The organism is Pseudomonas koreensis (genome assembly GCF_036668835.1).
GTDB classification, from domain to species: domain Bacteria; phylum Pseudomonadota; class Gammaproteobacteria; order Pseudomonadales; family Pseudomonadaceae; genus Aquipseudomonas; species Aquipseudomonas koreensis_I.
This window is the reverse complement of record NZ_JAZEVW010000004.1, coordinates 606,264-618,607: the sequence shown is the minus strand read 5'-3', so window position 1 is coordinate 618,607 and position 12,344 is coordinate 606,264. Positions and strand designations below refer to the sequence as shown.

Genomic DNA, 12,344 nt, shown 5'->3' with positions numbered 1-12,344 from the left:
TATGCTCAACTCCACTGGATCAAGCGGTTCAACGCCGCGCCTGAATGCCAGAGGAGTTGCAGCATGGAAAATCCACAACACAGCCTCCCGGCCTTGTTCAAACAGCTCGGTCTGGCTGACGACCCGATCAGCATCGACCAATTCATTGCCAGCCATTCCCCGCTCAAGCCGGATTTGCATCTGGCCGATGCATTTTTCTGGTCGCAGAGCCAGGCGCAGTTCTTGCGCGAAGACATTCTAGAGGATGCGGATTGGGCGGAAGTGGTGGATCAGTTGGATGTGATGTTGCGTAAGGGGCGTAGCGTGTAAAAAAAATTGTAGGAAAGGGCTGAAATGTAAAAAAAACATGCGCGATGTAAAAAAAACTGGGCTTTAATCGTCGCAATGAATTTTTCTGCGGTAGACGATGATGCCAACTGTTGGATATGCCCACCTGCGTGATTCGCTAAAGCTAAGGGCGTTTACCCCCAAGCGCATTGCGATGGTGAAACCGGTCACCCGCATCACCTTGATCGGTGAGTGTCTCGCAGTCCCTGGCGCCGTCGCGCCAATGCAAGGTTCAACGCTTGAGCACATCCTGTTTGCGTTGAAACATGAAGGAATAAACCTGTGCATCCTTGCTCAGGCGCTTGAATACGTTGATGCAAAGGAGTTGTTACGTGAGCTAGGAAGATCCCCAAACGGAGTTTTTATCCGTAAGGCCTGTTTTTTATGGGAAAGCTTTACTGGGAAAGAGCTGAAATATTCCGTCCCGGTTCGAGGCAGCGTGGTCGCCTTATTTGATCCCAAGCGTTACGTCACCGGGCCTGCGATTCGAAATAGTCGTTGGCGAGTCGACTTCAATGGCTTGGGTTCATTGCGCTATTGCGCCACCGTAGAACGGACGGCGAAGCTTCAGGAGCTCCTCGATCTGGACATTATCGGGCGAGCCCGGAATTTCATGGCGACGTTGCCGCCGGAGATGATGGATCGCGCGATCAGTTGGGCCTATCTGCATGAGACTCGCGATTCTTTCGCTATCGAAAAAGAGGAGCCAAGCGAAGAAAAGTCCCAGCGTTTCGTGCGACTTTTGCGTCAAGCCCATGAGCGGACAGAGTTGAGCGAAGACTATCTGGTCGAATTGCAAAACAGCACGGTATCGAACCCTTTCGATAAAGCTGTGCTTTTCAGGCACGAACAGAACCATCTACATAACGGCTTGAGAGGCGCAGCGGGAGTCAGCTATGTGCCGCCAGCTGCGCAATTGTGTCGTGAACTCATGGACGACTTGATGGCGTTCGCCAATCACTCAGCAAAGCAGGTCGATCCGTTGATAGCGGCATCAGTTGTGGCTTTCGGATTTGTTTTTCTTCACCCGTTCATGGATGGCAACGGGCGACTCTCACGTTTCCTGATTCACCAGATCCTTTGCCAGTCCGGTGCTCTGCAAAATGGCTTGTTGTTGCCGGTTTCGGTAGCGATGAAGCACGAGGAGTCCAGCTATCTGGAAGCGCTAAAGGAGTTCTCGAAACCAGCAAGGGAGTTTTGGAATGTCACTTGGCTGGACTCCGACCAACTGACGTTTGACTTCATCGGTCACGACGCTATCTATCAATTTTGGGACGCTACCCAGTGTGCAGAATTTACCCTGCAGATGGCCCTGCGAGCATTGGAAGTGGAGCTACGCGAGGAAACCGAATTTCTTGAAAAATACGACTTTGTGATCAAAGCGGTGAATGACCGTTTTGACGTTCGGGGTAGCGACCTCTCGAAGCTGGTGATGATGTGCCTGGACAACGAAGGCAAGGTTTCAAAGCATCGCCGCAAGCAATTTCAGTACAGCGTGCCCGAGGAGGTGTTCAATTATATCGAGCGGCTATCCGAGGAGTTCGGAAGGTAATGGATTGCGGGCTGACAGCGTGTCATTCCGTACGAAGGCGTGACTAATGGATAAGCAAGCTGCAGTTCGGAAGATTTGTTTCAAAACTTGACTGAATTTCCTCTCCAATGCGATATTGATAGTTAGCAAACTAACAGTGTCCGTTTCCCGTGTCCGATTCCCTCGACAATCTCCAGATGAACATCAGCAGCGCCATGGTGGTGGCCGCGCGGCATTGGCGGAAAATCTGCCAGACCACGCTGGTGAACTATGGAATTTCCGAAGCCTGCGCCGTTCCATTGTTGATGATCGGGCGTCTTGGCGAAGGTGTGCGCCAGGTTCAGGTGGCTCAGGCCGCTGGCATGGAGAGCCCGTCGCTGGTGCGCCTGCTCGATCAGCTGTGTCATTCCGGTTACGTCTGCCGTACTGAAGATGCCCAGGATCGCCGCGCCAAATGCCTGAGCCTGACCGACCGCGGTCGCGAGCTGGTGCAAGCGGTGGAGGTCGAGCTGGTGCGCTTGCGCCATGAAGTGCTCGATGGCATCGAGCGCAGTGATCTGGAAGCTACGCTTCGGGTACTCAGGGCTTTTGAGGCGGCCAGTCCGCCTGTGGTGGTCAATTCTTGAACGGTTTTTTCACTGGCATTCCGCCGGCCCGGGACTGGTTCTACGGGGTCCGTACCTTTGCAGCGTCGATGATTGCGCTGTACATCGCCCTGCTCATGCAGATGCCGCGTCCGTATTGGGCGATGGCTACGGTGTATATCGTCTCCAGCCCGTTCCTCGGGCCGACCAGTTCCAAGGCCCTATACCGCGCGATCGGCACGTTCCTCGGTGCGACAGCGGCGGTGCTGTTCGTGCCGATGTTCGTGCAGAGCCCGTATGTGCTGGTAGTGGTGATCGCCTTGTGGACCGGGATCCTGCTGTTCATGTCCCTGCACCTGCGTACCGCCAACAGCTACGCGTTGATGCTCGCCGGTTACACCCTGCCGCTGATCGCCCTGCCGGTGGTCGATAATCCACTGGCGGTGTGGGATGTGGCCGAGGCGCGGACTGAAGAGATTTTTCTCGGCATTGCCGTTGCTGCCGTGGTCGGTGCGATGTTCTGGCCGCGTCGTCTGGCACCGGTGTTCAACGATGCGGTGGGCAAGTGGTTTGCCGACGCCACCACCTACAGTCAGAAGTTTCTCAGCCGTGATGTGCAGCCCGAAGAAGTTACGGCTTTGCGCATGGCCATGGTCGCCAGTTTCAACAGTCTTGAATTGATGATCGGCCAGTTGCCCCACGAAGGCGCGCGTGCGCAGACCGTGCGCAACACCAAGGAACTGCGTGGGCGGATGATTCACTTGTTGCCGGTGATCGATGCGCTGGAAGATTCGCTGTATGCCCTCGAGCGGCGAACCCTGGAACTGGTCGAGCAATTTCAGCCGCTGCTGACGGCGACCCGTGAATGGCTGAGCCATGCAGATGCTGACCTCGGTCGCTGGCAAGCGCTGAAAGATCAGCTCGACGCGTTGCAGCCGAGCGCTGAGGCGCTGGAGGACCGCAAACAGTTGCTGTTCTCCAACGCGCTGTATCGCCTCGGTGAATTCATCGACCTGTGGCAGGACTGTCGCAGTCTGCAGGACGCGATTCTGTACGAACGCCAGGACAGCTGGCGCGCGGTGTATCGCCACTGGCGCCTCGGCCGGTTGACGCCGTTTATCGATCGCGGGCTGATGCTGTATTCGGCGGCTTCGACGATTCTGGCGATCATCGTCGCATCGGTGCTGTGGATCCTGCTCGGCTGGCCAGACGGCGGCAGCGCGGTGATTCTGGCGGCGGTCGCGTGCAGTTTCTTCGCCTCGATGGATGACCCGGCACCGCAGATTTACCGGTTCTTTTTCTGGACCGGCATGTCGGTGCTGTTCGCCAGCCTTTATCTGTTTCTGATCCTGCCCAACCTGCATGACTTTCCCATGTTGGTACTGGCGTTTTCCGTGCCGTTCATCTGCGTCGGCACGCTGACCGTGCAGCCGCGTTTTTATCTCGGCATGCTGCTGACGCTGGTCAATACCTCGTCGTTCATCAGCATTCAGGGCGCTTACGATGCCGACTTTTTCGCCTTCGTGAATTCCAATCTGGCGGGGCCGTTGGGGCTGTTGTTCGCATTTATCTGGACCCTCGTGGCGCGGCCGTTCGGCGCGGAGCTGGCGGCCAAGCGCCTGACCCGTTTCAGCTGGAAGGACATCGTCCGTATGACCGAGCCGGCCAGCCTCGCCGAACACCGGCAACTGGGCGTGCAACTGCTCGATCGACTGATGCAGCATTTGCCGCGTCTGGCCCTGACCGGCCAAGACACCGGCATCGCCATGCGCGAAGTGCGCGTGGGGCTGAATGTGCTCGACTTGCTGGCCTACACCCCGCGGGTGAGCGGTGCGCCCAAGGCCTTGCTGCAGCAAGTGGTCAGCGAGGTCGGCGAGTATTTCCGCGCCTGCCTCAAGGCTGGCGAGCGCTTGCCAGCGCCGAGTGGTCTGCTGATGACGCTAGACCGTACCCGCCGTGCGCTCAATGGCCAGGGCGACGATGAAACCCGCCTGCACCTGCTGCACGCCTTGAGCGGTTTGCGTCTGGCGCTGCTGCCGGGCGTCGAATTCGTCTCCAGCGCCGAGCCCGAAGAACCGCTGCCCGATGGAGCGCCCCTATGATCGGTGATCTGGACATCAGCGGCATTTTTCTGCCGACGCTGCTGGTGTTGATGGGCATCACTTACGTGTTGTTTTTGCTGGTGCATGGCGTGCTGCAACGCCTGCACTTTTACCGTCTGGTCTGGCACCGGGCATTGTTCAACGTGGCGCTCTATGCCGTGCTGCTGTACGGCGTGGACTCACTCAGTCGATACCTGATGACATGAAAAAACCGTTTCTGACTATTGGTCGCGTGGTCCTGACCCTGCTGATCGTGACGTTTGCCGTGGTTCTCGTCTGGCGCATGGTGATGTATTACATGTTTGCGCCGTGGACCCGCGACGGCCATATCCGCGCCGACATCATCCAGATCGCCCCGGACGTGTCCGGGCTGATCCAGCAGGTGGAAGTGAAGGACAACCAGCTGATCAAGCGCGGGCAGGTGTTGTTCAGCATCGACCAGGACCGTTTCAAACTGGCCCTGCGCCAGGCCAAGGCTGCTGTCGCCGATCGCGAAGAAACCCTCGCCCAGGCGCAGCGTGAAGCCAAGCGTAACCGTGGCTTGGGTAATCTGGTGCCGGCCGAGCAACTGGAAGAAAGCCAGTCGCGCGTGGCCCGTGCGCAATCGGCGCTGGCCGAGGCGTTGGTGGCGGTGGACAGCGCGCAGCTCAACCTCGACCGTTCGGTGATCCGCAGCCCGGTCGACGGTTACGTCAACGACCGCGCGCCGCGTCCACAGGAATTCGTCACCGCTGGGCGTCCGGTGTTGTCGGTGGTCGACAGCAATTCTTTCCACATTGACGGCTACTTCGAAGAAACCAAACTCGACGGCATTCATGTCGGTCAGTCGGTGGATATCCGCGTGATCGGCGACCGCGCCAGGCTGCGCGGCCACGTCGAAAGTATCGTTGCCGGCATCGAAGACCGCGACCGCACCAGCGGCAGCAACCTGTTGCCCAACGTCAACCCGGCGTTCAGCTGGGTGCGTCTGGCGCAGCGGATTCCGGTGCGTATCGCGTTTGATGAGGTGCCTGCGGATTTCCGCATGATCGCCGGGCGTACCGCCACCGTATCGATCATTGAGGATGATCAACAGCAGGAGCCTGCGCAATGAACAGGGCGCTGATCATCGCCGGGCTGGGCCTGATGCTCTCGGCGTGTCAGATGGTCGGGCCGGATTATCAGGTGCCGGGCGACGCGGCGATTCAGCGCAAGGACATTCAGGGCGAACTGGCGGTGGCCGGCAAACCGGTGGTGTCGGCGCCAGTGCCGGCGGACTGGTGGCGGCTGTATCAGGATCCGCGGCTGGATCAGCTGGTGCAGCAGGCCATGGCTTCCAATACCGATTTGCGCGTGGCGGCAGCCAACCTGCAGCGCGCGCGTGCGCAGGTCGATGAGGCCGAAGCTGCGGGCGGCTGGAGCGGCGGGGTGAAAATGGGCGCCCAGCGTTTGCAGGAATCCGGACAGGCATTCCTGCTGCCGGAAAAAGTGCCAGTGGCCAACATTGCCGATATCGGCATCAGCGCCTCGTATCAGTTCGATCTGTGGGGCACGCTGCAACGTGGCATCGAAGCGGCAAAAGCCAATGCCGATGCGACTCAGGCCGCCGCCGATACCGCGCGCATCACATTGGTAGCGGATGTTGTGCGCGCGTACACCCAGGTCTGTGCCGCCAACGAAGAGCGCGAGATCGCTCAGCATTCCCTCGACCTGCAATCGCAAAGCACGTCGTTGATCCAGCGTTTGCGTGATGCCGGGCGCGGCGATGAAACCCAGGTCACCCGTTCGCAAACCCAATTCAAATCCCTGCGCGCCGATATGCCGCGCTACGAAGCGGCGCGTCAGGCCGGTCTGTTCCGGCTGTCGATGCTGCTGGCCAAACCGGTCGATCAATTGCCGGCGGGCACCGCCAGTTGCGCCGAGCTGCCGAAAATCGCTCAGCTGCTGCCAGTCGGTGATGGCGCCGCGTTGCTCAAGCGGCGCCCGGATATCCGTCAGGCCGAACGGCGTCTGGCCGCGGCCACGGCCGGCATTGGCATCGCCACCGGCGAGTTGTACCCGGACATCAGCATCGGCGCGACGATCGGCACGGTCGGCATCATCGATGACCTCGGTGATCCGTCGACCAACCGCTGGGGCTTCGGTCCTTCGCTGAACTGGAAAGTGCCGACCAACGGCGCTCGCGCGCGCATCCGCGAAGCCGAGGCCAACACCCAGGGCGCGCTGGCGCATTTCGATGGCGTGGTGCTCAACGCCATCCGCGAAACCCAGACCGGCCTGGCTCAGTACAGCGCGCTGCTGCAACGCCGCGACGCCTTGGCCGAGGCCGAGCAATCGGCAAAGCTGGCTGCCGAGCAGACTCACCGCTTCTTCCAGGCTGGCCGCGAGTCGTTCCTCGCCGACCTGCAAGCGACCCGCACTTATACGGATGTCACGGCGCAACTGGCCGCCGCCAACACGCAAGTCGCCATGAGCCAGATCGATTTGTTCCTCGCCTTGGGCGGCGGCTGGGAAAGCGGACGAACGCACGCTCCAAGACCCGGCAAACCCTGAGGTCATTGCTATGCTTTGAAGTGTGGGAGGGGCGCCCCGTGCAACGCGCTCCTCTCACAGGCATCGCTAGCGCTGGTCCGGGGGAAACCAATAATGAAAAACCCTTATGCTCTGGGCTTCTGGTGCGCCTTGATAGCGCTGGTGCTGCTATCGGCCACCTATTTCTACGGCATCATGCTGGCCCACCAGATCGACACGGCCATGATCTTCCTCGACAGCGCCGTGGCGCTGATCGCGGTGATGGCGATCGTCGTGGTCGCGTGGGCCTCGGTTCAGGTGCAGCGGGTCAAGAAACGCCAGCTGGAACGAGGCAAGGTCCTGGTGCTGATCTGGGACACCAAAGTCGCCCTGCGCCGGGTCGAAACCGTGTTCGACCGGTATTTCTGGGGCAGCTACTGGCAGCCCGGGCGCACCTTCGCTGAAGTCATGGGCGAACTCACCGGCACTCCGCTGGAAAAAAGCCTCGAAGCCCTGAAGAAACAGTGTCTGGAACTCGACAAGCAGATCGCCGACGAGGGCTGGCACTGGCTGAGCAACGCCCGCGAACTGTCCGACGTTGCTACCGCCATGGCCCGCGAACGCTATCAACTGGATTTCTGCGACCCACGCGCCGAGGGGCCAGAGGGTGCGGTGATCGATCGTGACTTTGAAGTGCTGGTTTATACCTGGACGGCGCGGCTCAAGAGCTTTGATCATCAACTGGATGAGATCGAGGCCGAGTATTCCTGATCTTCGCCGGCCCCTTCGCGAGCAGGCTCGCTCCCACAGGCTCAGCGCTGGCCTTGTGGGAGCGAGCCTGCTCGCGAAGGCGGCGTGACAAACGCTGAAACTCTCCAACCTTGTCAGCGGTCAATTTCCCCCATGGACACTCTTTAACCTTTAAACATTGGGCCCAACCCCGTGCCCGGTGCTAATCTCCATCGCTGAATTCAGCGCAGTCGAGCCGCGACCCGGTCACGGGTTCAGGGAAGACGACCACACTCACAGCCACGGAAATCGATCAGGTCATTCATGAATAAATCAGCAGGCGTGCTTCTCGGAATTGTTGTTGCCATCGGCGCGATCAGCGCGGGCGGGGCCTGGTACACCGGGACCAAGATCGAGGGCGTGTTGAACAACGCCGTCAGCAACGCCAACAAAGAGCTGCAGACCGCCATGGCCGGCTCCAACGGCACGGCGTCGCTGGAACTGGTGTCGCTGGAGCGCCACACCTTTACCAGCACCGCGCACTACCGTCTCAAAGGTGAAGGCGAGATGTTTGGCGATGCGCCGGTCGAGCTGCTGTTTGTCGACCACATCGAGCACGGCCCGCTGCCATTCTCGCGGCTGGTGTCGCTGAAGTGGCTGCCGGTCATGGCCACCAGCAACTACGAGCTGGAAAAAAGCCCGACCACGGAAAAATGGTTCGCCGCGACCAAGGGCGCCGCACCGCTCAAAGGCGTGACCAACATCGGCTACGACGAATCGACCACCAGCACGCTGGACCTGGTGCCGTTCGAAACCGCGCTGGATGCTCAGTCGAACCTGAAGTTTTCCGGCCTGACCATGGACATTTCCGCCAGCGCCCAGGCGCAGAAGGTCAAGGCGGACGGTTACATGGACAACCTGAAACTGGTCACCGTGGCCGAAGACCAGACACCGGTGCAGGTCGAAATCAACGGCCTGACCCTGGCCAGCAACCTCGCCAAGAGCAGCTATGGCTACTACACCGGTGAAAACACCCTGGAAGTGACCAGCAGCAAAACCACCTTCGGTGCGCAGCCGATGGTGCTGGGTATGAAGAACTTCGAAATGAAGAACCGCACCGAAGAAAACGCCAGCAATGCCTCCGGCCGCGCTGACTACAAGATTGGCGAAGTGACGCTCAACGACAAGAAAGTCGGCTCGGCAGCCATGGCCATGAGCCTGAAGAACCTCGACATTCCGTCGACGATGTCGCTGATGCAGATCTACCAGACCAAGTTGCAGCCTTATGAAAAAGCCGCCGCCGAAGCGGCCGCGCAGGGCTTGCCGGCACCGGAGCTGAACCTGACCGAAGCGGAAAATGCGCAGGTCAAAGCCGACCTGCAGAAACTGCTCGCGGCCGGCCCGCAACTGGCGCTGGAGAACCTTTCGTTCAACACCGCCAACGGCGAAAGCCGCGCCAATCTGGTCATTGACCTGACCAAGCCGCAGTCGATGGATCTGCCACCGGATCAACTGGGCAAGCAACTGATCGCACTGCTGGATCTGAATATTCAGGTATCGAAACCGATGCTGGTGGATCTGCTCAGCGTGCAGGCGCAACTGGATGGTCAGACCGACGCCAAAGCCATTGTCGATCAGTCCAAGGAAGCAGCAGACATGTTTGCTGGTATGGCCGTCGGTTCGCAATTGGCGGTGGTCGACGGCACCAACGTCGTAACCAAACTGCACTACGCCGCCAATCAGGTCGAATTCAACGGCCAGAAAATGACCGTTGAGCAGTTCGTCGGCTTCCTGATGAGCAAGTTCGCCGGCGTCACGCAAGTGCAGTGATCCAGCGGCATTAATAGAAACGCCCGGCCTCTGTCACCCACAGACGCCGGGCGTTTTGCTGTCTGGCGTTCGGGATTTGCGCAGCCTCCTACCCCGCATTACGTGGATTCTGAACAATTATTGCGTTGCGGAAACTGGTCTGCGCTTGCGTGCAACACTGCCTGACTAAGCGTGGCCATGGATGTTGCCATTGGCCACCGTTACGAATGGGCAAAGAGGGGCATCGCGACCCGGCTGGCCATGTAAGGATGCTGACGAATGCCGCGTATTGATGGTTCTGTATTACATCGTGGTTTACGCCCTTTGTTTCGAGTCGCGCTGTGCAGCCAGTTGCTCTGGCCGGCCCTGGCGTTCGCCGACACACCCTATGATCAGATGGTGCGCGACGCCCGTGTCGGGCATTACACGCCTGCGCTGACGCTGCTTCGCCAGATGCCGCCGGGTCAGGCGAGCACCGGGCAAATCAGCGATCACCTGCAAATCGCCAGTTGGGCCGGATTCGACGCCGAAGTGGTGCAGGTCTACGAGAGCCAGGGCCGCGACCGCGTGCTGCCGGTGCAGGCGCTGACGGCCACCGCGCGGGCCTATCGCAACCTCAAGCGCTGGGATAAAGCCACTGAGATCTACAACAAGGCCTTGGCCCTGGAGCCGGACAACGCCGACCTGCAACTGGGCCTGGCCCTGACCCAGGCGGATGCCGGCAAACCCGATGAAGCGGTGACACACGCCAAAGCGCTGGTCGCCGCCAAACCCGATGATCCTGCGCGGCGCCTGGCGCTGGGCTATGCGTTGACCCGCGCCGGCAAACAGTACGACGCCTTGTTCGAATACGATCAGGCGTTCATCCGCGCCGGCAGCAAACCGGAGGTCGCCCGCGAATATGTGGTCGCGCTGCAAAAGGCGCGCTTGCCAGAGCCGGCGCTACGCCTGGCCAGACAACGTCCGGGGCTGATCGATCCGGTCACCTTGCGCCGCCTCGAAGGCGATCTGGCTGCCGAACGCGTGCGCCTCGCCGAACTTGCCACGCGCAGCGAAAAAGAACGCTACGTCATCGCCGACCGCGCCTTGGCCGATTACGACCAGTTGCTCGCCACCTGGACGCCGGATGCTACGGCTCACGACGACGTGGTCCGCTGGCGCATCGACCGCATGGGCGCGCTCAAGGCGCGGGCACGCACGGCTGAGGTCATCAGCGAATACCAGAAGCTGCAAGGCGAAGGCGTGAAAATACCGACCTACGCGTTGCGCTGGGTCGCGGCGTCCTATCTTGATCAGCGTCAGCCGGAAATCGCCACCGACCTGTATCGCCAGGTGCTCTCGGCACCGGACGCCGATAGTGGTGATCGCCTCGAAGACACCACGGCACTGTATTACTCGTTGCTGGAAAGCGATCGCGCCGAAGAAGCGCGCAAGGTCGCCGAAGACCTTGCCAAATCACAGCGCCCGCGCGTCGAGCTCAAGGGCCTGCCGATTGGCAATCCCAACGATGAATGGATAGACGCCCAGCAACTGGCGGCGCAGGCCGGCACTTACAGTTCCGACCTGCCCCACGGCGAGGAACGCTTGCAGACTCTGGTCGATCAGGCGCCGGGCAATGTCGGGTTGCGTCTGGCCCAGGCCGACCTGTACCTGGCCCGGCAATGGCCGCGCCGCGCGGAAAACCAACTCAAGGAAACCGAGAGTATCGCCCCGCGCGACATCGGTCTGGAGGTTGCGCAAGCGCGCACCGCCATGGAATTGCAGGAATGGCGGCAGAACGATGCGCTGGTCGATGACGTGCTGGCGCGTAACCCGGACAACCGTCAGGTGCAGCGTCTGGCTCGTGAACGCGAAGTCCACGACATGGCCGAACTGCGCGTCGAAGCCTACGGCGGCAAGGCCAACGGCGGCGGCAGTGGCGATGCCGGCGCGGTCAGTGGCAGTCGCGACTTCGGCATCCAGAGCACCCTGTACAGCCCGCCGATCAATGAAGACTGGCGCGTGTTCGCCGGAGTCGGTTATGCCACCGGCGATTTCGCTGAAGGCACCGGCCATCATCGCTTTCAGCGTGTCGGTCTGGAGCGGCGCACCCGTGACATGACCCTTGAAGCCGAAGTGTCCAACCACGACTACGGTTTCGGCGACAAGCAGGGCGCACGGCTGGCGCTGGCCCGCGACATCAACGATCACTGGCAGTACGGCGGTAGCCTCGAATACCTGTCGGCCGAGACGCCTTTGCGCGCGCTCAACAGCGATATCAAGGCCAATGGCGGCAGCGCGTTCCTGCGCTGGCGCGCCAACGAAAGCCGCGAGTGGCGCCTGTCGGTGAGCCCGTCGCACTTCAGCGATGGCAACAGCCGCGTCGAAGCCTTGCTGACCGGTCGTGAGGGGGTCTATAGCTCGCCGAAACTGCAGGTCGATGCCGGTCTGGAAGTCGGCAGCAGCCACAACTCGAAATCCGATGACGTGCCGTACTTCAATCCCAAATCCGACTTCAGCGTGATGCCGCTGGTCAACGTCAATCACGTGCTCTACCACCGCTACGAAACGGCCTGGAGTCAGCAATTCCAGGCCGGTGCGGGGACATACAGTCAGCGTGATCACGGTACCGGCGCCATGGCCCTGCTTGGCTACGGCCAACGCTATGCATGGAACGACGTGTTCGAGGTCGGCGGCCTGTTCAGTGTTATCAACCGGCCCTACGACGGGGATCGAGAGACCGATCTGCGTCTGCTCGTCGACCTGACTTTGCGCTTCTAGAAGAGTTTTAAG

Annotated in this window: 10 protein-coding genes; all 10 read left to right on the top strand. The window is 60.4% G+C overall.

Translation table 11 applies throughout. From position 1 onward, the window contains the following. The first annotated feature begins 63 nt into the window (after positions 1-63). Positions 64-309, top strand: coding sequence for a DUF2789 domain-containing protein (locus V6F91_RS15500; RefSeq protein ID WP_332765849.1), 246 nt, complete (start codon positions 64-66; stop codon positions 307-309). A 100-nt stretch (positions 310-409) separates the two neighbouring features. Then, positions 410-1,879: a Fic family protein gene (locus tag V6F91_RS15495; RefSeq protein WP_332765847.1), complete on the top strand. Its 1,470-nt coding sequence runs from the start codon at positions 410-412 to the stop codon at positions 1,877-1,879. 176 nt (positions 1,880-2,055) lie between these two features. Further along, on the top strand, positions 2,056-2,484 hold the full coding sequence (locus V6F91_RS15490; protein WP_332765889.1) for a MarR family winged helix-turn-helix transcriptional regulator: 429 nt from the start codon (positions 2,056-2,058) through the stop codon (positions 2,482-2,484). Further along, entirely contained in the window at positions 2,481-4,544 is a 2,064-nt protein-coding gene (locus V6F91_RS15485) for an FUSC family protein (RefSeq protein ID WP_332765845.1), read from the top strand. Before V6F91_RS15490 ends, V6F91_RS15485 begins: the two co-directional genes overlap by 4 nt. After that, positions 4,541-4,750, top strand: a complete 210-nt coding sequence (locus V6F91_RS15480) for a DUF1656 domain-containing protein (RefSeq protein ID WP_016772264.1) — start codon at positions 4,541-4,543, stop codon at positions 4,748-4,750. The genes V6F91_RS15485 and V6F91_RS15480 overlap by 4 nt, the downstream gene beginning before the upstream one ends. Further along, positions 4,747-5,637, top strand: coding sequence for an HlyD family secretion protein (locus V6F91_RS15475; RefSeq protein ID WP_332765843.1), 891 nt, complete (start codon positions 4,747-4,749; stop codon positions 5,635-5,637). Before V6F91_RS15480 ends, V6F91_RS15475 begins: the two co-directional genes overlap by 4 nt. Further along, entirely contained in the window at positions 5,634-7,076 is a 1,443-nt protein-coding gene (locus tag V6F91_RS15470) for a TolC family protein (protein WP_332765841.1), read from the top strand. The genes V6F91_RS15475 and V6F91_RS15470 overlap by 4 nt, the downstream gene beginning before the upstream one ends. A 93-nt stretch (positions 7,077-7,169) precedes the next feature. Further along, on the top strand, positions 7,170-7,805 hold the full coding sequence (locus tag V6F91_RS15465) for an NADH:ubiquinone oxidoreductase subunit N (RefSeq protein ID WP_332765840.1): 636 nt from the start codon (positions 7,170-7,172) through the stop codon (positions 7,803-7,805). Positions 7,806-8,087: 282 nt separating this feature from the next. Next, positions 8,088-9,593: a YdgA family protein gene (locus V6F91_RS15460; RefSeq protein WP_332765838.1), complete on the top strand. Its 1,506-nt coding sequence runs from the start codon at positions 8,088-8,090 to the stop codon at positions 9,591-9,593. 258 nt (positions 9,594-9,851) lie between these two features. Continuing rightward, entirely contained in the window at positions 9,852-12,332 is a 2,481-nt protein-coding gene (gene pgaA, locus V6F91_RS15455) for a poly-beta-1,6 N-acetyl-D-glucosamine export porin PgaA (RefSeq protein WP_332765836.1), read from the top strand. The last annotated feature ends 12 nt before the right edge of the window (positions 12,333-12,344 follow it).